Raw genomic sequence first — 24,460 nt, 5'->3', positions numbered from 1 at the left:
GGCTAAAAGCTGTTAAACAAATAGCCGTTAAACAAGAAAATGCTAAGTGGTTAAAAGATAAGCCGTTGATCACGCGTTGAAATTAGGCTGTCTCTTGTCGAGGAAGGCAGTGACGCCTTCGATGCCATCGTCGGAGCGAGCTTGTTCGAGAAATAGTGTGCGCTCAAACAGTAAGGCTTCTTGTTGCGGACACTCGAAGGAGCGCAAGACACTGCGTTTATTGGCAATCAGCGCGGATTGCGACATGCTCGACATGAGTTCGGCGATCTCTAAGGCTCTAGGCAGTGCATCATCGGCATCTACCAGTTCACTAATTAAGCCAATTTCAAGTGCCCGTTGCGCGCTAACTTTCATGCCAGTTAGGTTCATAAGCATGGCGGTCGCTTTGCCAACTCGAGCCGGTAAATATTGGCTGCCGCCAGCGCCTGGCATTAGCCCAAGCTTAACTTCGGGTTGGGCAAATTGCGCTGTGTTACTAGCGATTAAAATATCCGCGTGCATAGCCAACTCACAACCACCTCCGAAAGCAAAACCATTAACGGCAGCGATAATCGGTTTTGGGAAGCTTCTTATTTGCTGCCACGCTACGCTGCGTTCACGCTCTGGATAGCTGCCGGTGTTGATCGCTTGTATTTCCGTGACATCAGAACCTGCAGCGAAGGCTTTTTCATTACCGGTAATGACCACACATTGGATTTCAGTACGCTGTTGGGCGTCGTGCAAGTGTTGGCCGATGGCGCAAAGCATCTCAGTGTTGAGTGCGTTATAAGCGTGCGGTCGGTTGAGTTGAATCTGTAGCGTACTGCTAGACGCATCGCTGACGATTAAGGTGTTGGTACTCATGATTTAGTTTCCGGATTCCAAGTAGGTGCTACTAAGCGACGTTTGCCGTCGTGGCTCATTCTAATATTAGGCTCGTCGAGTTTTTCGCGATCCCATAATTGGCAAGTGACCTGTTTATGCTTTTGATCTAAGCCTTCGCAATAGTTGGTGTACTCACATAGCTTAACTTGATTTCCGTTGCCACTTTTGACTTTGCGAAACCAATCTGGATCTGCCATTGCCTGACGTGCCATACCAACGATGTCGGCTTGATTCTCTATCAATAGTTGTTCAGCTTGTTCGAAGTTATGGATACCGCCGGCACACACTACTGGCGTGGTATAGCCGGCTGCGACCACTGCCGCGCGTACCGCATTGGTTGGTTCTATATTGCGTCCGAATGGACCGAATTCATCGGATATGTGTCCGGGCATACATTCGTAGCCGCTCGGTCCGGTGTACGGGTAGGCAGCTGCGCCTACCTTAGGTTGTTTCGCATCGTCAAACTTTCCGCCACGCGACAGAGAAAGAAAATCCATGCCGGCTTTGGCAAATTCGACCGCGTAATAACACGCGTCTTCTAAGTCGCTCCCTGAGTCGATACATTCATTAGTCAAGAAGCGACAGCCAACCGCGACCTCAGGGCCCACGGCTTTGCGAACACTATTAAAGACTTCGATCGGCAATTTAATACGTGCTTCGCGACTGCCCCCATAGCCATCGGTACGGTTGTTCTTGGCTGACAAAAACGATGCCATTGTGTAGGCGTGTGCGTAATGCAGTTCGATGCCATCAAAACCTGCTTTGGCTGCTCGAGATGCTGCGCTGGCGAACAAATCAGGTAGCACCGCCGGCAGTTCGGCGATGTGTGGTAGGTCTAGGTCGGTAACGTATTCTCGGTAACCGTGGCTCAGTTGACTGTATTCACGCTGGTTTAGAACGTCCTTTAGTTCATCGTCAGGCAATGCTATTAGGCGTTGTCTAAGTTCCTCTTCGCTCAGATCTGGGGCATTCAGTTTGGCAATATGCTGTGGCGTGATTTTGAGAAATCGAGTGAGAAAAGCATCACGATTTGGACGACGTTTGATGGCCAAGAAATCGATGATTTGAATTAACACTTTGGTTTGATTGTTGCTTGCGGCTTTGACGCGTTTAACTAATTCGCTGAGCCCGTCAATATAACGATCATGGCTAATCCGCAATAATGGGCCACTCGGTACATCGCGAATGCCGGTTGCTTCAATGACGATCGCGCCGGGCTGGCCTTGGGCGTATCGCTCGTACCATTGGATTACATCTTCGGTCACTTCGCCAGCTACATTGCTGCGCCAAGGAACCATTGCTGGAATCCATGTCTTTTGCGCTAACCTAATTGGGCCAATCGCAATGGTTTGGAATACCGGAGAGTTTGCTGCTTGTTCTTGGGTAGGCCATTGACAATCTATTGGTTGATAGCGAATCCGCTCTTCGGGTTTCCACATATAAAGTTGCATCTATAGGTTGGTTGTTTTTGCCGACGCGGAGTGACTACTTGTACCGCATATTTTGATCATACAAAATATTGTTTACATTTAAAAGGTTCAAGCATAAAATATAATTTGTTAGCGATTATATTCATCGGAGAAACACAACGTGAGAATAAATATTTTGGGCGGAGGGCCTGGTGGCCTGTACTTTGCTTTATTAATGAAAAAGCATGATCCTTCGCACGACATTCATTTGTATGAGCGTGGCCCGCGTGATGCAACGTGGGGCTTTGGTGTGGTTTTTTCGGACGACACCATGGGCGGTTTCCTCGAGTATGATGCAAAATCATTTCAGGCAATTGTCGATTCGTTTGCCTATTGGGACCAAATTCGTACGGTTATTGAAACACCAGACGGTGACAAGAATATTGTCTCAGGTGGACACGGTTTCGCTGGTATGTCGCGCCTCAAGCTGTTGAATATCTTTCACGAGCGATGCGACGAACTGGGTGTGAACCTACATTTTGAAACTGACATAACCGAAGTTGACGAGCTACTCGATGCTGATCTAGTGGTCGCGGCCGACGGCATTACTAGCCTGCTGCGAGAGAAATTTAAAGAGCAGTTGGGCACGACTATTGATATGCGACCGAACCGTTTTTGCTGGTTAGGAACGTCAAAGCCGCTTGATGCATTCACGTTTATCTTTAGACAAACTGAGCATGGCTGGTTTTGGGTTCATGCTTATCAATTTGAACAAGGTAAAGCGACTTGGTTGGTCGAGACAACTGACCAAACTTGGAAAAGTGCCGGGCTAGATCAAATGTCTGAAGAAGACTCTAAAGCCTATATGGAAAAGATCTTCGAGCCAGATTTAGATGGACATTCATTGTTAACTAATCGCTCGGTTTGGAGAACTTTTCCGGTGGTTAAGAATGCCAAATGGCACCATGACAACGTCATTATCATTGGTGATTGCGCACACACCGCGCACTTTTCTATCGGTTCTGGTACCAAAATGGCAATGGAAGACAGCATTGCATTGTTTGAGGCGTTTAAACAGCACCAAACAGTTGAGGCTACATTGCCAGCGTATGATGCAGCGCGTCGCGAAGTTACCGAGATATTGCAACACACGGCCGATGTTAGCTTGCAGTGGTTTGAGCATGCTGATCGTTATTTGAATCAATTCGATCCGGAACAAACTGAGTTCAGCATGATCACGCGCTCGAAAAAGATTACCTATGACAATCTTGCTTTGCGCGACCAAAAATACATTGATGGCATTACCGACTGGTTTGCCAAGCACAATGCCAAGGTGACTGGTTTAGCAATAGCGAAAACCGATGATAGGCCAGCTCCACCAGCTTTACAGCCGTATAAGATTGGCGAAATGGTCGTTCCTAATCGCGTCACCTTGAGCCCGATGTGCCAATACTGTGCGCACGACGGCGATATTAGCGATTGGCATTTGGTTCATTACGGTGGTCGCGCGATTGGCGGTGTTGGCTTGATCCTGACTGAGATGATTTGTATCTCTGAACTGGCACGAATCACGCCTGGTTGTGCCGGTTTGTATACCGCTAAGCAAGCGCAGGATTGGCAGCGTATTGTCGATTTTACTCATCAGTACGGCGAAGGAAAAATTTGTGCACAGTTAGGTCATGCTGGACGTAAAGGTGCAACGCGTTTGCCAAAACATGGCATGGATCAACCGCTGGAAGAGGGCGGCTGGGACATTATTTCGGCAAGCCCAATTGCGTATTTAGAAAATTCAGTGGTGCCACGTGAAGCAAGCCGCGCGGATATGGATCAAGTGCTCGAAGACTATCGGGTTTCAGTAGGCCATGCTGATGCCGCTGGGTTCGACATGATCGAAGTTCACATGGCTCATGGCTATTTGCTCTCGAGTTTTATTAGTCCTGTAACAAATATTCGCAGCGATGAGTATGGTGGCGACATCCATGCCCGCATGAAGTTCCCGCTGGAATGCTTGAGAGTCGCGCGCGAAGTATGGCCGGCACATAAACCAATCTCGGTGCGTATTTCGGCATCCGATTGGATTGAGAATGGGTTAAGCGAGGACGATATGCTCGAAGTCGCACGTTTAGTTAAAGCCAATGGCGCCGACGTAATCAATGTCTCGACAGGGCAGGTGACTAAGGCCGAAAAGCCAGTTTACGGTCGTATGTTTCAGGTGCCGTTTGCCGATCAAGTGCGCAATGAGGTTGGTATTCCCACCATTGTGGCGGGCAATATCTCAAGTATTGATCAAGCCAACACCTTGGTAGCCGCAGGCCGTACTGACTTTGTGGCGTTTGCCCGACCATTGCTAACCAATCCAAATATGGTGCTGCAAGAAGCGGCGCGCTACGGCCACAGTGAGCAGCATTGGCCTGAGCAATACACCTCGGGTAAGTTTCAAGCTGGGTTATTGGCTAAGCGTGAGAGCGATGAAATGCGAGAGTTGCGCATTAATGCTAAACCACCGTCGCCGAATGATGCTTTGGCACTGGCGCTGGGGCGAAAAGAATTGAGTTAAAGGTAGTTCTAAGTGCGCTATATCCTCCTGCACTTATTTTTTAGGCGAGTATCGCGTGGATGATACTCGCTTTTTTTTGTCCGGCTCGCGCGTGCAAGGCTGGCTATTTAGCTAACAGCGAATAGAATTAAGTTACGGGCTTGAGCGGCGAGCCATTAATGTTGCGCGTCGCTATAAAGGAGCTCGGGATGACGGTGTTGACCCGCTTAATACGCCGTTGGCAGCCGGCGCATTAAGGGTTTATTGAGGGGGCTAGTAAAACGCTTTTGACTAACTAATGACAGCGGTCGTTTCAATCTCGACTTTTGCCTTGTCTTCAACTAGCGCTAACACTTGTACTAGCGCCATGGCTGGAAAATTCTTACCTAAGATTTCACGATAATGCTGGCCGATTTCCTTGCCTTGTTCCAAATAGGCTTGTTTGTCGGTTACATACCAAGTCATTCTGACGATGTGCTCGGGTTTGGCATTGGCTTCATTTAAAACCGCAACAGTGTTTAGCAGTGCTTGACGAACTTGGTCAGCGAGGTGGTCGGATTGGATGATTTCTTGCTCGTCCCAGCCAATTATTCCACCGGTGAACACCATCGGCCCTTGCGCCAATATGCCATTAGAGTAGCCTTTCGGTTGTCGCCATCCTTCTGGTTGTAAAATCTTTCTCATAACTATTTAACTATTGCAGATCTAAATGCTTTGCGCTTTAAAAAGCTGATTGGTTTGATTGGCGATAATGGTTTTTTGGACTTCCGAGGCGCCTTCATAAATCCTTAGTGCTCGTACTTCACGATACAGGCTTTCAACGATGCAGCCTTTCTTCACGCCCATGCCGCCAAATAACTGAACCGCTTGGTCGATGGATTTCTGTGCTGATTCTGTGGCGTAAAGTTTGGCCATTGCCGCTTCGCGAGTCACACGATCTTTAACGCAGTCTTTGGTCCACGCTGCGCGATAAATTAACAGCGCGCTGGCATCGATATCCACCGCCATATCGGCAATTTTGGTCTGCGTTGCTTGCAGGTCAAACAACGGTGCGCCGAATAGTTCTCGGGTATTGGCTCGGTGTAAACTCTCGTCGAGCGCTCTGCGTGCAAAGCCCATCGATGCCGCACCGACCGTAGAGCGAAAAATATCTAAGGTGGCCATGGCAACCCTAAAGCCTTCACCAGGGTTGCCCAATAGGTTTTGCTTGGGCACGCGCATATCGGTGAACTTAAGCGTTGCTAGAGGGTGCGGAGCAATGACTTCGATGCGTTCTTCAATGCTCAGCCCGGCAGTGTCGGCGTCAACTACAAATGCACTTAGTCCTTTGGATCCAGGCATTTCTCCGGTGCGCGCGAACACTACATAATGGTCAGCAATACCGCCGTTAGATATCCAGGTTTTGCTACCATTGATAATGTATTCATCGCCGTCGAGTACTGCGCTGGTCTGCATTGCCGCGACGTCAGAACCGGCTTCGAGTTCGGACAATGCAAATGCGGCAATATTTTGCCCGTTGCGAACACGTGGTAGGTAGTGGTCTTTTATTGCCGGTGTGCCGAAGAGCGAGATTGACCCGCTACCCAAGCCTTGCATGGCGAAAGAAAAATCTGCCAACCCTGAATAGCGCGCGAGAGTTTCGCGGATAATACAGAGTGATCTTACGTCTAGTTTGACTTCACCGTATTGGTTGGCTACTGGTGCGGCATAGGTCAGCCAACCGCCGGCGGCCAATTTTTCAACTAGGTCTCGACAGGCTTGATCAATGTCGTGTGGATGTTCATCATCAAGATTGGCGTCACACCATTTTTCAAGATCTAGCGCGAGTGTTTTATGTTTAGCATCGAAGAACGGCCAATCTAAAAAAGACTTGTCAGACATAGTTAATCCCCTTTGAATTCGGGCGTTTTCTTATTGGCAAACGCATCATAAGCGCGCTTAAAATCTTGGGTCTTCATGCAGATCGCTTGTGCTTGAGCTTCGGCTTCTATCGCTTGGTCTATGCTCATATTCCACTCTTGGTGGAGCATTGTTTTGGTCATGCCGTGCGCAAAGTTGGGTCCGCTAACTAACCTATTGGCGTATGCGGTAGCTTCTTCGAGCAAAGATTCAGAATCACAGATGCGATTGAAATAACCCCATCGTTCACCTTCGTCGGCACTCATATTGCGGCCGGTATATAGCAAGTCAGAGGCGCGCCCTTGGCCAATAATGCGCGGTAATATGGCGCATGCGCCCATGTCGCAACCGGCTAAACCTACCCGCGTGAATAGAAACGCGGTTTTGGCAGACGGAGTTGCCAACCGAATGTCGCTGGCCATTGCCATTATCGCGCCAGCACCAACACAAATTCCGTCGACCGCGGCAATAATCGGTTGTGGACAGGCGCGCATGGCCTTAATTAGGTCGCCGGTCATTCTGGTGAATGCCAACAGTTCGGGCATTTCCATTCTGGTTAGCGGGCCAATGATCTCATGCACATCACCACCTGAGCTGAAGTTGCCGCCGGCTCCGGTTAACACCACGGCTTTGATGTCATCTCGATAAACCAAGTCGCGAAAGTAATCGCGAAGTTCAGCGTAAGACTCAAAGGTTAAAGGGTTTTTGCGCTCAGGACGATTAATCGTGATGGTCGCAACCTGATCGTTGATGTCGAGCTTGAAATGTGAAGGCTTATCTTTCATGGATGTTGTGTCTTTAAGTTTTGTTGGATTTGCCCTGAATCGACTCTTTGGTTTTCTTAAGGGTATTGATCATTTGGTCAACTTCGTCCCGATCTAGTGCTGAAAATAAATCGGCGACCCAAGTTTCATGTTCGGCAGCGATCGCTTTGAAACGCTCTTGACCGCTATCGGTTAACTGAATGTACTGAACTCGGCGGTCTTGGTCAGAGCGTACGCGTTTGAGAAATTTTTCGCGTTCCAGTCGATCGATAACGCCAGTGATATTGCCGTTGGATACTACTAAGTGTTGCGACAATTCCGACATGGTCAACGGTTCGTCAGCATTATCAAGCTCGGCTAATACATCGAATTGAGGAAGCGTAATGCCATGATCGTCGCGCAAGCGAACACGAATAATGTCTTCGATCATCGATTGACATGAAAACAGGCGCAGCCATAAGCGGAGCGCTTGTTTGCTACGCGACTTTGTCAGTTTGCTCGAATCTATGCGAGCTGATCTTGGAATGGCTACTTGACTCATTATTCTTCCCTCTGGTCGATCTAACTTTGGTATATCAAACGGTTAGGATACCGCTTATTTAAAAGTCTGTTTAGCACTAAGCCGTCTCTCCCCCGTCAACCGCAATGGCTTGCCCAGTAATTGAATTGCTTGCCGCCAAACATAATGAGGCGGTAATGCTCGCGACTTCATTGGGCTGGATAAATTTTTTCTGCGGGTTATCGACTAATAACTGATCTCGCGCGGCTTGCTCAGTGCAACCGGTTTTACTGACAATGTTAGCTATGGTGTCGCTTAATATGGCGGTTTCGGTGTATCCCGGGCATACCGCGTTCACGGTGGTTGCGGTTCTGGCCATCTCTTTTGCGAGCGCCTTGGTAAAGCCAATTGCGCCGTGTTTGGCCGCACAGTATGCGCTGACATAGCCGTAGCCAGTCAAGCCAGCGGTGCTGGCAATGGTAATTATGCGTCCATAGTCTTTCTTTCTTAACATATCGACAGCGTGTTTTGAGCAGAGAAAAACTCCCGTCAAATTAACACTGATGGTCTTGTCCCAATGCGCTAGCGACGTTCTATTGACTGGCGCGCTCTGCGCTAAACCGGCATTGTTAATTAAAATGTCGTAGTCACCAGCTTGTGCAAAGGCGCTAGTTACTGAGGCCTCGTCACATACATCTACCGCGATTGCGGAGGCTCCAGCCAAGCTGTCGGCCTTGTCACTCAACACGTCTAAGCGCCGCCCCATTAACGTTACGCGCGCGCCAAGTTCGGTCAGTGTGTCCGCTATTGCGGCGCCAATTCCGGTACCACCACCAGTGATAATTGCGTGCTTGCCTTGTAATGGATTATTCATCATCGTCGATTTTATTTTTAGTGTGCAGTGGAATACTAAGGTTTAGCCAACTTAGTTGTCAATATAAATGTTTTAAGTAAGAAACTTATTGACATAAACAATCTTGTGTATGAATATTCTAATCATCTGAGGCCGCGTGCCTAATCAATTTGTAATTCGGAGATCGCTGTGACTGGCAACATCGCTACTGTAGAAGGTACCTTCAATTGGGAAGACCCTCTGTGCTTTAACAATAATTTGTCTGACGAAGAGCGCATGGTTATGGAGACCGCTCACGCGTTCTGCCAAGACAAGCTTATGCCTGGCATCGTTGAAGCAAATCGCAATGAGGTTTTCGATAGATCGATCATGACCCAGTTCGGTGAGCTCGGTTTACTCGGTGCCACATTGCCTGAGCAATATGGCGGCTCCGGACTTAATTACGTTAGCTATGGTTTGATTGCGCGCGAAGTTGAGCGTGTCGATTCCGGTTATCGCTCAGCGATGAGTGTTCAATCAAGCTTAGTAATGTATCCAATCTATGCGTATGGCTCGGAAGAGCAGCGGAATAAATATCTCCCTAAGCTGGCTTCTGGCGAGCATGTGGGTTGTTTTGGTTTAACTGAGCCAGATCATGGCTCAGATCCAGGCTCGATGATTACGCGAGCCCGCTCTGTGGACGGCGGTTATAAATTGAGCGGCGCGAAAATGTGGATCACAAATTCGCCGATCGCTGATGTGTTTGTTGTGTGGGGAAAAACCGATGATGGGAAGATTCGGGGATTTATTCTGGAACAAGGTTGGGAAGGTCTGAGCGCGCCGAAGATAGAGGGTAAGTTCTCTCTAAGAGCATCTATTACTGGGGAAATCGTTATGGATGAAGTGTTTGTTCCAGAAGAAAATCTCCTGCCAAATATCTCTGGATTAGGCGGTCCATTCGGCTGTCTTAACCGAGCGCGCTACGGTATTGCGTGGGGTTCTATGGGGGCGGCGGAGTTTTGCTGGCACGCTGCACGTCAATACACAATGGAGCGAAAACAGTTCGGTCGACCGCTCGCTGCGAACCAATTAATACAGAAGAAGTTGGCAGACATGCAAACTGAAATTGCGCTTGGTTTAAACGGTGCATTAGCAGTTGGTCGCGCTATTGACCAAGGTGCAACAGGGCCGGAATCGGTGTCACTTATGAAGCGCAACAACTGTGGTAAAGCACTCGATATTGCGCGCGTCGCACGTGATATGCACGGCGGAAATGGGGTGGCTGATGAGTATCATATTATTCGCCACGCAATGAACCTCGAAGCGGTTAACACTTATGAGGGCACACACGACATCCATGCGTTGATTCTTGGTCGGGCTCAAACTGGGCTGCAGGCATTTCAATAGCACTTAGCCGATTGATTCTGACACCGACATGCGAGCCTAATTAAAATGTTCAACACCGATATTAAAGTAAGGTTTAACCATGTCGATTTTGCCGGCTTGGTGTTCTACCCGCGTTACTTCGAAATGTTCAATCAAGTGATTGAAGAGTGGTGTGAAGGGCAATTAGGTTACGACTTTCAGCGTTTACATGAAGACCTCAATGCTGGTGTGCCGGTGGTTCATATTGATGTCGATTTTAAACTGCCGAGTCGGCTAGGCGATGTATTGACTTTTGCGCTGACGGTCGAGAAGGTTGGTCGGAGCTCGATCAGTATCGTGTTAGAAGCGGTTTGCGACGATGAGGTACGCCTTAAAGGTAATCTCACGATGGTGTATATCGAGAAGACCGGCGGAGGTGGAATTAATGCTAGTGAGATTCCACCTGAGCTGAAGCAATTAATGTTAGAAACATAAGCGATGTCAGTCATGCCCAAACCTGCTACCAATAATGCGTATATCTGTGATGGGATTCGAACGCCCATCGGTCGTTACGGCGGCGCGCTGTCGAGTGTGCGTGCTGATGACCTTGCGGCTATTCCAATTCGCGAACTCAAAGCACGAAACCCAAATCTTGATTGGTCGGTAGTAGATGAGGTAATTCTAGGTTGTGCCAATCAGGCCGGCGAAGACAATCGAAATGTGGCGCGCATGGCATCGCTATTGGCTGGTTTAGACGTGGCGGTTGCCGGTGTGACGGTAAATCGTTTGTGTGGTTCGGGCATGGAGGCTGTTGGCCAAGCTGCTCGCGCACTGAAGTTAAACGAGGCCGAAATTATCGTGGCGGGAGGCGTCGAATCGATGTCTCGGTCGCCATTGGTGATGCCCAAAGCCGACACGGCATTTAGTCGTAACGCGCAGATATTTGATACCACGATTGGTTGGCGTTTTATCAATAAGGCTCTGCAGGCGCAATACGGTACTGAATCGATGCCTGAGACCGCTGAAAACCTAGCCGAGAAGTACCACGTTTCCCGAGCGGATCAAGACACCTTTGCGGCGGCTAGTCAGCACAAGGCCGGTGCAGCGCAAGCCTGTGGTTTTTTTGCGGATGAAATCGTCCCTGTCGAGATCGTTCAGCGCCGTGGTGAGCCATTTAAGGTTGAGCACGATGAGCATATTCGCGCAGATACCAGCGTTGAAAAATTAGCTAAATTGTCGACGCCGTTTAGAGTTGACGGTTCGGTAACTGCCGGCAATGCCTCCGGCGTTAATGACGGCGCCTGCGCGCTATTGTTAGCCAGCGATAGCGGCATATCAAAATACGGTTTGGCGCCACGCGGTCGTATTGTGGCCATGGCCAGCGTCGGCGTCGAGCCGAAATTTATGGGCATAGGACCAGTGCCTGCGACTCACAAAGTATTGAATATCGCCGGGCTGTCGTTGGCGGATATTGATGTTATAGAACTCAATGAAGCGTTCGCAGTACAGGCTTTGTCGGTATTGCGCGGGCTTGAAATTGCCGATGACGATCCGCGGGTTAATGTAAACGGCGGTGGTATTGCACTCGGTCATCCCTTAGGTATGTCCGGTGCACGCATTGTCTATACCGCTTTGCGGCAACTTGAAAGAACACACGGCCGCTATGCTTTGTGCACCATGTGCGTTGGCGTCGGTCAGGGTTTGTCGATGATTATCGAGCGCTGTCAGTAACACATCGGCTTACTATCGAGTATGTGTTAAGTCTGAGTGCGATTAGCGCTGCAGCGAGTTATAGGCAGCAGCGCTTGATAGGCAGCAGCGAGTTATAGGCTGCAGCGCTTGATAGGTAGATGGGCTAGTTCCAATTGAGGATTAGCAATAACTCAACGTTGAGTTTTCTTAAATGAGTTAGAAACGCATGAAGATGCGGAATAATTTAGTCAGATCAACACAAGAGGATAATGTATGTCAGCAACAGTATTAAACGGTTTGATTACCGAAATAGCGCAAGGCGGAATTAAGATGGTCGATCTTACTGAGACCTTACGCCCTGAATACCCGACTATTCAATTGCCGGAAGAGTTCAAACAGGCGTTGCCATTTAGTGCGGAAGTTATCTCTAAGTATGATGGTGACGGCCCTGCTTGGTACTGGCAAAACATTACCTTGAGTGAGCATACTGGTACGCATTTTGATGCACCATGTCATTGGGTAACCGGTAAAGATTTACCCAATGGTTCGACTGACACACTCATTGTGGAAAACATGATTGCGCCAGTAGTGGTGATCGATTGCTCCAAAGAAGTTGCGGCTGATAAAGGTTTTATCTTAACGGTTGAGCATCTGCAAAAGTGGGAAGCCGAGCACGGTACTATTCCTGCTGGCTGTTGGGTATTCCTGCGTTCAGATTGGCGTAAAGTCGCTGATCCTGATAATTACACTAATATGCAAGAAGACGGCGCACATTCGCCGGGCCCTGACGTAGCGGCTTGTCGTTGGATGATAGAAGAGCGTGATGTCTTAGGCTTTGGTTGTGAAACGGTAGGAACTGATGCTGGCCAAGCGTTTAGTTTTGATCCGCCGTATCCACATCATTATTTTTTCATGGGGTCTGGCAAGTACGGGCTGCAATGCATGACCAACCTCGATCAGTTGCCAGCGACTGGCGCTGTAATCATTAGCGCGCCGTTGAAAATTTTGAATGGCTCGGGTAGTCCATTACGTGTATTAGCCTTAGTGCCAGATCGCGCACAAGAGCCTGCCCAGTGAGGCACGTAATACAAGTAAGCTGTTTAATATTAGTGGCAAGATACTAATCCGAGTATGGTAATTGTGATCACTTTAAGTAGGAGCATCTAGATGGCTGAGCGTTCGTTCGTCAAAGAAATACAAAAGTTACGTCTGGGCGATGGCGACGAGTTTCATGGTGAAGGCATTTTGGCGGTCACTAAAGCACTGCTGCAATCTGGGGTCTCGTATGTAGGCGGTTATCAAGGTGCGCCGGTGTCGCATTTGATGGACGTGCTGGCTGACGCCCATGATGTGCTTGAAGAGCTTGATGTGCATTTTGAGAGCTCGGCGAGTGAAGCAACCGCCGCGGCTATGTTGGCGGCATCCATCAATTATCCCTTGCGTGGAGCAGTGACGTGGAAGTCAACGGTTGGCACTAATGTCGCTTCTGATGCGTTGTCGAATATCGCGTCGGCAGGGGTTAAGGGCGGAGCGCTGATTATCCTTGGTGAAGACTACGGCGAAGGCGCCAGTATTATGCAAGAGCGGACCCACGCTTTTGCAATGAAATCACAAATGTGGCTGATGGACCCGCGCCCCAACTTAGACACCATGACTGAGATGGTTGAACATGGTTTTCGCTTGTCGGAAGCCAGCCATACGCCGGTGATGTATCAAATGCGTATTCGTGCGTGTCATATGCATGGTCGGTTTATTGCAAAGGACAATAAGAAAGCCTTGTTCAGTCGCAAAGATGCACTCGATAATCCAGTTGGTGCTGGCGATGCCATTATTCTTCCTCCGCATACCTTTCGTCATGAGCAAGAGAAGATTAATGACCGATGGCCCGCGGCGCTCGATTACATTCGTAAGGCTAAGCTGAACGAATTAATGCCTGGTGCAAGAACTGATCGCGTTGGCATTATCACCTTAGGTGGTCACTACAACGGGGTTATTCGTGCGCTACAAGGCTTAGGTTTGTCTGACAGTTTTGGTAACTCGGCGATTCCTCTGTACGTTATGAATGTGTCTTATCCGCTGGTAGATGATGAGCTTGAGAGTTTCTGTCGTGACAAAGATGCGGTGCTGATGATTGAAGAAGGTCAGCCGGATTTCATAGAGCAGAATTTACATAGCATATTGCGTAAAGCTGATATTGCTACCAAGGTCTACGGTAAAGACGTGTTACTCAAGGCTGGTGAATACACTGGCGCGGTGTTACGCAAAGGCGTTAAAGCGTTTATCGAAAACTCCCAACCGGAATTGCTTGAAGCACCTAAAAAGGCGGTGCGCGAGATCAGTATTCCAATTGAAAGTATCGCTAAAACCGTACCGGCACGGCCACCAGGCTTATGCACCGGATGTCCGGAGCGTCCGTTCTTTACAGCCATGAAGTTGCTACAACGAGAAGTTGGGCCACTACAAGTGAGTGCGGACATTGGTTGTCACTCGTTTGCTACGCTCGCGCCATTTAACTTAGGCAACACCATTGTTGGCTACGGTCTCGGCGCGGCCAGTTCATCGGCACTAAATTTAAAACACACACGTCGGCCGATCAGTTTGATGGGCGATGGCGGGTTTTGGCACAACGGCTTAACCAGCGGAATTGGTAATTCAGTTGAGAATGAGCACGACGGCATTACGGTGATTGTCGACAACGGTTATTCGGCGGCAACCGGCGGTCAGTGGATACCTTCTTCAAAGGCAGTTGCGAACAGCCGCCAATATAAAATCCCGATTGTTGACGCGGTAAAAGGCGTTGGCGTTAGTTGGGTCAGGCGGACTCAAACTTACAATATTAAGCAAAGCCTACAAACCTTACGTGATGCAATGACGACCGATCATGTCGGCCCTAAAGTGATCATTGCTGAAGGCGAGTGCATGCTTAATAAAACGCGTCGTGAAAAGCCATTACGGGTAGAGCGAGTAAAACAAGGCAAGCGCGTGGTCGAACAAAAATTTGGTATCGATGACGATGTTTGCACCGGTGATCATTCCTGTATTCGTTTGTCTGGTTGCCCGTCGTTGTCAATTGCGGATAACCCTGATCCATTGCGAGAAGACCCGGTTGCCAAGGTTGAAGAAAGTTGTGTTGGTTGTGGTGTGTGCGGTGAAGTTGCGCATGCGGCGGTGTTGTGTCCGTCATTTTTCAGAGCAGACTATGTACGTAACCCTGGTTGGTTCGAGCGAGTTAGATACTCAGTAGGCCAATCCATCATTCGATTTTTACAAAACGGCATTGAAAAGAAGCGTGCGCGATGGGCGATGGAAGATTAAGGCGATGACAAATACGACGAAACAGCCAATCAAGTTGGCGATTGCGGCAATGGGTGGACAAGGTGGTGGCGTTCTATCCGCGTGGATGGTCGCGCTGGCCGAGAGCAATCAATATTACGCTCAGTACACTTCTGTACCGGGTGTTGCGCAGCGAACCGGTTCCACCATTTACTATATTGAGTTGTTTCCTGAAGAACTCTCTAAGCAGGCCGCCAAAGAGCCGGTGATGGCCTTGATGCCGGTTGAAGGTGATGTCGATATCGTGGTGGCTGGAGAACTGGTCGAAGCCGGTCGTGCGGTAACCCGTGGATTGGTCACGCCTGAGCAAACCACTTTTATTGTGTCAACGCATCGTCTGTATTCGCAAGCCGAGAAAGAAGTGCTTGGCGACGGCCGCGCAAATTCGGAGTTAATCATTGCTGGTGCCCGTGAGCATGCCAAAAATTTTATTGGCTTTGATATGCAGCAAACGGCGATTGATACCGGATGCATGATCAGTGCTATCTTGTTTGGTTCATTGGCGGGCAGTAATCAGCTGCCATTTGAACGCGAGCAGTTTGAGCAAGTGATTCGTCAGGGTGGCAAAGCGGTTGAATCAAATTTAGCCGGTTTTAATGCGGGTTATGCACGAGCGCAAGCGCTGCTAAACAATACTCATGCGGTTTCCGATAGCACATCCTCTGCGCAGGAGTTTAGGTTTCCGACTGCCACGCAGCCAAAGTTGCAAGCTTTGTTGAACACTATAAAAAGCGTATTGCCTGAGCAAGCCCACGAATTTGCCGTAGAAGGCATCAAGCGCTTAGTTGATTATCAAGATATCGCTTACGCCGACGAATATTTACAGCAATTGATTAAGGTTTTAGACACGGATCTAGCGAATGGCGGCGAATCGCAACAGTTTGCCTTAACGCGTGAAGTCGCACGTTACCTTGCATTATGGATGTCGTATGAAGACACCATTCGGGTGGCGGATTTAAAGATCCGGCAGCAGCGTTTTACCCGTTATAAAGACCATGTTAAAGCTAAACCCGGTGATGTGGTGCATGTGGTTGAGTTTATGCATCCGCGCTTGGAAGAGATTGCCGATACCATGCCAAGTTGGTTTGGCAACATGATATTGAACGTCGCGCCACTGCGCGCAATGGTTAGCTACTTTTGTAAGGAGCGAAAAATCAATACGTCAAAGCTAGGCGGCTTTCTCATGCTCTACGTTACCGCAAAATTTAGAGGTATTCGGCGTAGCACGTTGCGCTTTAAGCGCGAGCATACACGTATCGACGACTGGTTAAATCTAGTTGCGAGCACTGCTAGCAGCGATTATCAAAGCGGCGTGTCGCTAGCGCAATGCCAGCGGTTGATTAAAGGTTACGGTGATACCCATGAGCGTGGTTGGGCGAATTACTCGAGCATTGTAGCGAGTCTACCGAAGATCATGAGCAAATCTGAGCCGAGCCAGGTGATTACGCGTCTGCGTGATGCCGCGCTAGCCGAAGAGTCGGGTGCACAGCTAAACAGCGAAATGTCCTCGGCAGTTGCAGGCTAATTATCGTTTCAGTGTTAACAGTCTGAGAGTTGGGAGTAAAGATTAGCGGGCAGTTATCGCAATGCGTGTCTTCGGTGAGGGCTCGTGGCAGTTAAATTCATTTAGTAAGGTGGGTAAATATGGCGGACATGAAAACAGCTGACGAGTTTAATCCAGACAATTTAAAGCCGACCAAGAATTTCGCGCCGACACAAAACGAAGCACTTTGTGGCTTCGAAAATATCACCATCACACCCGAATTTGAGCCGTTCAATCAGCCCAATGACATGTTCTGTCGTGGCTTTTGGGATAAGAAAGTCCAGAACAAGATGGTGTATAAATTCTTTCGCTCGTTCGTTAAACCGACTGAGCGATCGCGTGACGCAGATGGCTATGAAGCGCATGATTATGCGTTGCGCAATGGCCCCTGGGTTGTTACTGAAATGCTCGCCGAGCGACACAAAACCGAAGATCGTCGTGATGGCTTCTGGGACAATTTCAAGCCGCATATACCGCCTAAACTAGACCCCGTATCAATTGAAGATCCTGTACAAGCTTCCGTTGAAATCAAGAAAGTTGCCAAGTTGTACGGCGCGGATTTGGTCGGTATTACCGATTACGAAGAGCGGCTAAACTATGTCGGGAAATTCAGTGCGAGAACGCTCAGTAATGAACCGCTAGAATTGCCCGAAGGCCTGACTAATGTGGTGGTGCTGGCGAAAGCAATGGACTACGAATTAATACGTACCTCGCCATCAAGCACCGCGAGTACCGCACCAGCTATTGGCTATGCCGACGATGCGGTCATTCTATTGGCTGTGGCGCAATACATTCGCAGCTTGGGTTACCAAGCAGTGGCCTGCCAAAATGACACTAATCTGGCGATTCCGTATGCAATTAAAGCTGGCCTTGGAGAGTATGGTCGGAGCGGTATTGTGATTACTAAAGAGTTTGGTCCGCGAGTCCGTTTTGGTCGAGTGTTGACTGATATGCCGTTGCAAACTGATAAACCACAACGCTTCGGCGTGACCGAGACGTGTCAGATTTGTCGGCGCTGCGCTAACAACTGCCCACCACAAGCCATTGACCATGGAGAGCCATCGGACTATACCTTTAATCGCTCAAATATTAAGGGTATTGTTAAGTGGACTACTGACGCCGAGAAATGTTTTAAGTTCTGGGTGTCAAAAGGCACTGATTGCGCTAACTGCATTCGTACCTGCGTTTATAACAAGGACTTTTCGCAACGCCGTTTTAGAGTATTGCGTTGGTTACTCGGTACGCCGCTGCGTAAGCTAGCGCTGAAAATAGACGACCGATTACGGCTGCATGATCAATTGCCATCTCATCTCTGGTGGGGCAGGAAGGCCGGATTGAAAGATATAAAAATCGAGGTCGCTTCGGATCATCCAATCGACCCAGAAAAAGCCCAACGTCAGCAACGCGTTAAGGATTTACGCGCCAATACTAAAGAACGTTCACAAGCCGAGCCAGTGACACCTTAACCCTTTTTTCGAACTTTGACCGACTAGAATTTTATTATGCCAAATGTAACTTATATCGAACATGACGGAACCTCAAAAACGTTTGACGTGCCTGTTGGCGACAGCATTATGGAAGGTGCAATTGCTAATGACATTGATGGCATTCAAGCGGAGTGTGGTGGTGCCATGGCATGTGCGACGTGCCATGTTTATGTGGATCCAGCATGGGCCGACAAGTTTCCTGAACGCAGTGGCGACGAAGTCGATATGCTGGAATGCGCCGAGGCCGAATGTCGTGACACAAGCCGTCTGAGCTGCCAATTAAAAATGACTGGAGAGCTTGATGGTGTAGTGATTCATTTGCCGGAATCACAGTATTAGGCTGTAAAAAATTTGCCTGAAAATAATAGAGTACAGGTTGGAAGCCTCTGAGCGAACGGCTCTGTGTTATCTATATTAGTGCTATCTGAGAATTAGGTCATCACACGCGTAGTGCCGCGCCTAGGTTAAGATCCGCACCACTCTCAAGGCTTGCGATTGCTATTTTTCATGGCATCGAAGAATATACTGCAAGGTTTACGGCAAGACTCGGGTCTTACGTCATCATCGACTCAACCTCTGCCGTTCCGCCTTATGTATTCTCCTAAATTTTGTTCGTTTATTGTTACTGCTAGTACGATTCTTTGGCTGCCAGTTGCCATGGGTCAAGCACCGCAACCACAAGAGCCATCCGTCGCGCTGTTGGAGGAAATTATCGTCACGGCTCAGAAGCGAGAGCAGCGCGTACAAGATGTACCGTTATCGCTTGATGTGCTGAGTTCAACAAAGCTCGACACGCTACGATCGTCAGCACAAGACATCTTATTTTTGTCGGCGAGCAGTCCGAGCCTGTATGCCGAAAGCTCGTCAGGACGTACGTTCCCACGCTTCTATATTCGAGGCTTGGGCAACACCGATTTCGATTTAAATGCAAATCAGCCGGTGAGTTTGATCTACGACGAAGTGGTGCTTGAAAACCCCATTCTTAAGGGCTTTCCGGTATTTGATTTAGATCGTATTGAGATACTTCGCGGCCCACAAGGTACGCTCTTTGGGCGTAATACGCCCGCCGGTGCAATCAAGTTTGAATCGGCTAAACCAACAGAGCACACCGAAGGCTATGGGCGAATCTCATATGGGCGATTCGATACTGTGGATGTTGAAGGTGCGCTCAGCGGAGCATTGAGTGACACCGTAACGGCACGCGTATCGGGCTTGTATCAGCAGCGCGATGACTTTGTAGATAATACCTTCAATGGCGGAGAAGATGGTTTCGAAGAGTTCGATGAATTTGCCGGTCGCTTGCTGCTTAACTATGCACCAAATGATAATGTCAATGTTCTACTCAATCTACATAGTCGATCACTTAATGGTGGTTCTCGCGTTTTTCGCGCGAATATTATTGAGCCCGGCATCGGTGGATTGACCGAAGACTTCAAGCTTTTTGAAACCGCTCAAGACGCCACACAACGCCTCAATGTGGACAATCACGGAGCCAGCATCAAGACCGATATCGAGTTGAGTGCTGGTACCTTAAGCTTTATTTCCAGTTATGAGAGCGTCGAGGTGCAAGCTCGCGGTGATGTTGACGGTGGCTTTGGTGCCTCGTTTGCGCCGCCTTCAGGGCCGGGTTTTATACCGTTTTCGGCTGAGAGTGCGGACAACATCAATGATCATTCGCAGCTTACACAGGAGATTCGGTATGTGTTCGATCCGCTTGACAGCCTAACTACGACCATCGGAGGGTTTGCGTTTTTCGAGGATTTAGAGATTGAGAACTTGAGCTTTGATACATTGGACGGTGGCCGCATTAACGGCTTGGCGAATCAAGAGCAAGAAACCACCGCCTACGCACTCTTTGCTTCAACCGAGTGGCGGCTTAATTCTAAGCTGAGCATCAATGGTGGTTTGCGTTGGTCAGACGAGCATAAAGAGTTTGTCGCGTCTCGCTCTGTTGGACCATTTGGCAGTGGCGCGTTAGCGCCAATTCGACGTGACCTTGACGATGCGGTTTTATCCGGTGACTTGTCGCTTAGTTATAAAGTTAATGAGCAGAGCCTCGCCTATGCACGCTACGCGCGCAGTTTTAGAGCGCCCAATGTGCAAGGGAGAATTGTCTTTGGTGATAGTGTGACGGTGGCTGAAACTGAAACAATTGACTCCTTTGAGGTAGGCCTTAAAAGCGAGCTACTGGATGGCAAGGCTTATCTGAATCTGAGTAGTTTCTATTTTGCGACCGATGATCAACAACTAACCGCAGTTGGTGGCGCGGGTAACTTTAATCAATTACTCAATGCGGATTCTGTCGAAGGCTATGGCTTTGAAATCGATAGTGGCATCAACGTCGGAACTCAGACGGTCATTACGGCTGGTGTGAGTCTGAATAACACCGAGATTAACGACGACACATTAGAAGTCGGAACCTGTGGTGCGCCGTGTTTGGTGCGTGACCCGATTAACCCTGTTACAGGTAATGCGCTGATCAACGGTAATCCCTTGCCGCAAGCACCGAAGTACATCGCCAACCTCACAGCCCATTACAGCTGGCCGTTAGCTCAAGGAGAGATCTATCTGTATGCCGATATCGCATATCGTAGCGAGATCAACTTCTTTCTATATGAGAGCGCAGAATTTAGATCACGAGGCCTAACCGAAACTGGATTGCGGGCTGCTTATAAGTCGGCCGATAGTGGATACGAATTTGCTATTTTTGGCCGCAATATATTTGACCAACGATCCATCGAAGGCGCTATCGACTTTAATAATTTTTCGGGCTTTGTTAATGACCCAGCAATCTGGGGTATTGAATTGTTAAAGCAATTCTAAACTGGCGCTGATTAAAGCAACTTGGTTATTTTCGAGGGCTAAATTACTGGTTGATCGCTTGGTTCGCGTAATTCAAAAATAGGTGGCAGCACGGATTTACCGCCGTACCCTGGCTGGCTTACTGTTAACTACGTCATTAAGAGCGAATTGCTCAAAATGACTACCCGTGCTGCGAAGTGGCCTGGCTTACGTTCCCCCCCTAATCGTGAAATAGTAAGTCAGGCCTCTTTTATTGAGTCGTTAGAGGGAGTTTAGCGATGTGTCGACACCAGTTCCATTGGCCTAACAGGCAATGGAACTAGCGCACCGTTTCAACGCCGAATGGTATCCGGCGAAAAATAGATATGTCGCGGCTGTTTGTCTTTAAAACTATTGCGGTGCCAAATATAGGTATTGGCACGGATTTAATTTGGTGCTTTGTTGATTATTCTGCTTCTTTGCCCATGTTAAATAGCGCTGCCATACGGTAGGCGGAAGGAGTTGTTATGAAGTCAAGTAAAGGAAATCGTCGTACCGTCTTAAAGAAGGCTCTGATCGGCTCGACGGTATTAGGCGCGGGTTCGCTGTTACCGACCCGTTGGAGCAAACCGCTGATAACTGAAATGGTGTTACCTGCACACGCACAAACGTCGGTGCCGATAGTTGCTGTATGCCAACAAGTCGATGATGTAGTTTTCGCTGAGGCGGGTGCTGTGCAATATGAAATACCCGCCGGCGTGAACTTGATTAGCGTACAGGTAGTTGGTGGTTCTGGTGGCGGCGGTGGCAGTGGTGCAGCAGATATTGGCGCGTTAAGTGGCGCCGGCGGAAACGGCTCGTTTGGCGAAACTGTCATCGCGAACGACATAGCGGTTTCCCCAGGAATGGTGATTGAAATCAATGTGGGGGCCGGCGGAGCAGGTGGAACGGGTGGCCTTGAAGTACCCGGTGAGACGTACATCTATAACGGTGGCGAAGGCGGCGGTTTAGGTGTCGGGTCTTCGGTGGACATAGACGGGCTCGTAGTTTCCGCGACCGGCGGCAACGGCGGTGGCGGAGGCGGTGGTAGCCAAGTTGGTACTGCGAGTGATGGTGAAAATGCGAGTGCCGGTGGCAGTGGTGGCGCGGGTACCGGTTTGGATGGATTAGCGGGCGGTGATGGTGAAACGGGAGGTCGAAGCGCTAATGGAGGTGGTAGTGGTGCGCCAGCCTCTGTCGAACAAGATGGTTTTGACGGCGACGATGGCGATAGTGGCCTAGTCGTAATCGTGCATTGCGGTCAAGTAGCAGTTGAATAACTTTATAGGAGAGATAAATGAAACAGAGAAATTTTGTTGCAGCGTTGTTGTTATTGTTTGCTTGTAACTCGGTATTTGCGGGCAAATATCAGCCTGCTGAGTTGATCATCGATTTCGAAAATAGTCGGGCGGGTGGCGACATGTATACGGTTCGATTCTCCAGTGACGAAGAGAGTTTTATCGGTTGCGGAGTGCGCTTCTCGCTAGTTGGTGACGAGGTGTTTGAATACGGCTTTTGCCAAGCGAAAAACTCGGATACCAAAGAGAGCGTGTTCTGCTCTACCGAGAGGCCTGAGATGGTCGAGGCCATCAGTTCAATTGCACAGCTTTCGTTCATTACCTTTGGATGGGATAAAAGCGGCGAATGCACTTGGATTGGTAATAGCACGCAATCATTCTATATACCTAAGATATAGTCATATTGGCAGCCAAACTAATACTCAGGTTGGTTTTCTAGCTAATAATGTATCAGTGGTTGAGCATCATGGATGACTAGCTCAGCCACTCGAATTGGATCAAAACTAAGCCGGTCGGCATAGTAAGGCGATTGATGCAATAAAACCGGATGTGCTGGATTTCTGCCCAGTCGCTAACCGTGGATGGCTATTTGGCCCTTTGGCTGCTTGGAGCACGGGTGATACGATGCCGTCGTTACGAGCTTGTCCCTAAGACCAATAAGTATCGACCTTACACGGCAGAAAAAATGAAACCACGAAAGTTAGCTATACACGCAAAAACTCAAACTGCCTTACTGGCGCTTATCATGATGCTAATAGGCCAAACCGCATTGGCACACAACAAAGTTGTAGTGATACCGATGGCCGGCGATGACATTCCGGCTATTTCACACCCAGTAGCCACCACCGTGACCAACAGCATAGGCATGCAGTTTAATGAACTGCCAGCGGGTAGCTTTACTATGGGCAGCCCCGTCAACGAACCGGGACGATACGGGGTTGAATCTGAGCATATGGTTACCCTGACTAAAGCGTTTAAGATGCAAATCACTGAAGTCACCAATGCACAGTGGAATGACGTTATCGTGGATTCTGCGTTGGGGGCAAACCCCTCTACTAGCAACCCTGGTGATAACACTCATCCAGTGGAAAATGTAAATTGGTATGATGCGTTATATTTCGCAAACCGTTTATCGTTGGATGAAGGTCGAAGTGTTTGCTATACCTTTTCCGGTGTTTCAGGCACTCCTGGTAGTGGTGCATTTGCCATTACCACGGTGTCGCAGAATACTAGTTGCACAGGTTATCGCTTGGCAACTGAGGCTGAGTGGGAATACGCCGCTCGTGCAGGCACCACCAAGGCTTATGCTAACCCCATCATGTTTGATGATTCAGACACCCAAACGAATGACGGCTTTAATCGCAATTTACATGCGATGGGCTGGTATTCTTACAATGATGAGATGGAAAACGCTAGTGGTGTTACGGCCTATGGTCAAGGCACCAAACCTGTTGCACAAAAGCAAGCTAATAGTTGGGGCTTGTACGACATGCACGGCAATGTATTTGAATGGAATTGGGATGCATATGAGCCTTATTCGGGTGATGTAACTGACCCTAGCGGCCCAGCAAGCGGCGATGACCGCGTTATTCGAGGTGGTGCTTGGAATTCCATAGCCAGAGCAACACGTTCAGGATATCGCAACAATTATTTTCTCTCGTCTCGGGCAAATCACATAGGGTTCCGGCTTGTTTTGTCGCACGTTCAGTAAACCAGCTGGGTACTAAGTTGGGGAGCCAGATCAAGACTGAGATGCTCCCCAACAACACAAGCACTTACGAGGAAGGGTGAGGGTTAGTTTGTAACCACTGCAGTGTTTCCGTCGGCCAGCGGAATAGCAATCAATCCAGATTCTGGTCTGGCCTATTCAAACGCGCCAATAGCACAAATTTCTAGCCGATCATGCCCGCGCTGATCAGTCGATTCGTATGTGCTGGAATTACCTGCATTAATCGCAGGGGCCGCCTCGGTTAATGAATAAACACGGGACGCAGCCGATTTCAAATCAACTCAGAAAAAACAAGTTTTGGCCAGGTAATGGTATCGAATGGTTCTATGCGGGTAACGCGAAGTGATTTTTGTTAGCATGGATTTGACCGTGAATGACCCGCAAGCGTGT

Annotated in this window: 21 protein-coding genes; 13 read left to right on the top strand and 8 right to left on the bottom strand. The window is 48.9% G+C overall.

Features of this window, described 5'->3' with window-relative positions:
* Window positions 1–69 precede the first annotated feature (69 nt).
* Both DFR28_RS04710 and DFR28_RS04705 read right to left on the bottom strand, forming a co-directional pair.
* Window positions 70–843 (bottom strand): enoyl-CoA hydratase-related protein, encoded by a 774-nt coding sequence (locus DFR28_RS04710; RefSeq protein WP_113953117.1) that lies wholly within the window; start codon window positions 841–843, stop codon window positions 70–72.
* Complete coding sequence (locus tag DFR28_RS04705) at window positions 840–2,303, bottom strand: oxidoreductase (protein ID WP_113953116.1); 1,464 nt, start codon at window positions 2,301–2,303, stop codon at window positions 840–842. Before DFR28_RS04705 ends, DFR28_RS04710 begins: the two co-directional genes overlap by 4 nt.
* Before the next feature lie 151 nt (window positions 2,304–2,454).
* Between DFR28_RS04705 and DFR28_RS04700 the strand changes: the two genes are divergently transcribed.
* On the top strand, window positions 2,455–4,830 hold the full coding sequence (locus DFR28_RS04700; RefSeq protein WP_113953115.1) for an oxidoreductase: 2,376 nt from the start codon (window positions 2,455–2,457) through the stop codon (window positions 4,828–4,830).
* A 270-nt stretch (window positions 4,831–5,100) separates the two neighbouring features.
* Here the strand turns inward: DFR28_RS04700 and DFR28_RS04695 are convergent, their stop codons facing one another.
* The 5 genes from DFR28_RS04695 to DFR28_RS04675 form a co-directional block, all read right to left on the bottom strand.
* Window positions 5,101–5,493 carry a RidA family protein gene (locus tag DFR28_RS04695; protein ID WP_113953114.1) on the bottom strand — a complete coding sequence of 131 codons (393 nt, stop codon included), beginning with the start codon at window positions 5,491–5,493 and terminating at the stop codon, window positions 5,101–5,103.
* Window positions 5,494–5,514: 21 nt separating this feature from the next.
* Entirely contained in the window at window positions 5,515–6,690 is a 1,176-nt protein-coding gene (locus DFR28_RS04690; protein ID WP_113953113.1) for an acyl-CoA dehydrogenase family protein, read from the bottom strand.
* Between the two features lie 2 nt (window positions 6,691–6,692).
* Window positions 6,693–7,559 (bottom strand): enoyl-CoA hydratase family protein, encoded by an 867-nt coding sequence (locus DFR28_RS04685; RefSeq protein WP_281268359.1) that lies wholly within the window; start codon window positions 7,557–7,559, stop codon window positions 6,693–6,695.
* Window positions 7,507–8,013, bottom strand: coding sequence for a MarR family winged helix-turn-helix transcriptional regulator (locus DFR28_RS04680; protein WP_113953111.1), 507 nt, complete (start codon window positions 8,011–8,013; stop codon window positions 7,507–7,509). The genes DFR28_RS04685 and DFR28_RS04680 overlap by 53 nt, the downstream gene beginning before the upstream one ends.
* A 76-nt stretch (window positions 8,014–8,089) precedes the next feature.
* Entirely contained in the window at window positions 8,090–8,845 is a 756-nt protein-coding gene (locus tag DFR28_RS04675; protein WP_113953420.1) for an SDR family NAD(P)-dependent oxidoreductase, read from the bottom strand.
* 168 nt (window positions 8,846–9,013) lie between these two features.
* Here DFR28_RS04675 and DFR28_RS04670 point away from each other — a divergent pair, with 168 nt between their 5' ends.
* The 12 genes from DFR28_RS04670 to DFR28_RS04615 all read left to right on the top strand — a co-directional run bounded on the left by DFR28_RS04670 (window position 9,014) and on the right by DFR28_RS04615 (window position 24,052).
* Complete coding sequence (locus tag DFR28_RS04670) at window positions 9,014–10,210, top strand: acyl-CoA dehydrogenase (protein ID WP_245941730.1); 1,197 nt, start codon at window positions 9,014–9,016, stop codon at window positions 10,208–10,210.
* A gap of 45 nt (window positions 10,211–10,255) precedes the next feature.
* Window positions 10,256–10,663: an acyl-CoA thioesterase gene (locus tag DFR28_RS04665; RefSeq protein WP_113953110.1), complete on the top strand. Its 408-nt coding sequence runs from the start codon at window positions 10,256–10,258 to the stop codon at window positions 10,661–10,663.
* A gap of 12 nt (window positions 10,664–10,675) precedes the next feature.
* Window positions 10,676–11,899 carry a 3-oxoadipyl-CoA thiolase gene (gene pcaF / locus DFR28_RS04660; RefSeq protein WP_113953418.1) on the top strand — a complete coding sequence of 408 codons (1,224 nt, stop codon included), beginning with the start codon at window positions 10,676–10,678 and terminating at the stop codon, window positions 11,897–11,899.
* Between the two features lie 234 nt (window positions 11,900–12,133).
* Window positions 12,134–12,937 (top strand): cyclase family protein, encoded by an 804-nt coding sequence (locus DFR28_RS04655; protein WP_113953109.1) that lies wholly within the window; start codon window positions 12,134–12,136, stop codon window positions 12,935–12,937.
* Between the two features lie 90 nt (window positions 12,938–13,027).
* Window positions 13,028–15,175 (top strand): thiamine pyrophosphate-dependent enzyme, encoded by a 2,148-nt coding sequence (locus DFR28_RS04650; RefSeq protein WP_113953108.1) that lies wholly within the window; start codon window positions 13,028–13,030, stop codon window positions 15,173–15,175.
* Window positions 15,176–15,179: 4 nt separating this feature from the next.
* Window positions 15,180–16,718: an indolepyruvate oxidoreductase subunit beta family protein gene (locus tag DFR28_RS04645; protein ID WP_113953107.1), complete on the top strand. Its 1,539-nt coding sequence runs from the start codon at window positions 15,180–15,182 to the stop codon at window positions 16,716–16,718.
* Between the two features lie 119 nt (window positions 16,719–16,837).
* Window positions 16,838–18,202, top strand: a complete 1,365-nt coding sequence (locus DFR28_RS04640) for a reductive dehalogenase (RefSeq protein WP_113953106.1) — start codon at window positions 16,838–16,840, stop codon at window positions 18,200–18,202.
* A 36-nt stretch (window positions 18,203–18,238) separates the two neighbouring features.
* Window positions 18,239–18,562, top strand: a complete 324-nt coding sequence (locus DFR28_RS04635) for a 2Fe-2S iron-sulfur cluster-binding protein (protein WP_113953105.1) — start codon at window positions 18,239–18,241, stop codon at window positions 18,560–18,562.
* A 168-nt stretch (window positions 18,563–18,730) separates the two neighbouring features.
* Window positions 18,731–21,046, top strand: coding sequence for a TonB-dependent receptor (locus tag DFR28_RS04630; RefSeq protein WP_113953104.1), 2,316 nt, complete (start codon window positions 18,731–18,733; stop codon window positions 21,044–21,046).
* Window positions 21,047–21,531: 485 nt separating this feature from the next.
* Window positions 21,532–22,323, top strand: coding sequence for a glycine-rich domain-containing protein (locus DFR28_RS04625; protein ID WP_113953103.1), 792 nt, complete (start codon window positions 21,532–21,534; stop codon window positions 22,321–22,323).
* 17 nt (window positions 22,324–22,340) lie between these two features.
* Window positions 22,341–22,739 carry a hypothetical protein gene (locus DFR28_RS04620; RefSeq protein ID WP_113953102.1) on the top strand — a complete coding sequence of 133 codons (399 nt, stop codon included), beginning with the start codon at window positions 22,341–22,343 and terminating at the stop codon, window positions 22,737–22,739.
* 287 nt (window positions 22,740–23,026) lie between these two features.
* Entirely contained in the window at window positions 23,027–24,052 is a 1,026-nt protein-coding gene (locus tag DFR28_RS04615; RefSeq protein WP_170131973.1) for a formylglycine-generating enzyme family protein, read from the top strand.
* Window positions 24,053–24,204: 152 nt separating this feature from the next.
* Here the strand turns inward: DFR28_RS04615 and DFR28_RS20145 are convergent, their stop codons facing one another.
* Window positions 24,205–24,345, bottom strand: a complete 141-nt coding sequence (locus tag DFR28_RS20145) for a choice-of-anchor Q domain-containing protein (RefSeq protein ID WP_425455464.1) — start codon at window positions 24,343–24,345, stop codon at window positions 24,205–24,207.
* Window positions 24,346–24,460: the final 115 nt, after the last annotated feature.

The organism is Arenicella xantha, assembly GCF_003315245.1.
GTDB lineage: Bacteria > Pseudomonadota > Gammaproteobacteria > Arenicellales > Arenicellaceae > Arenicella > Arenicella xantha.
This window is presented reverse-complemented; position numbering and strand designations above follow the sequence as displayed.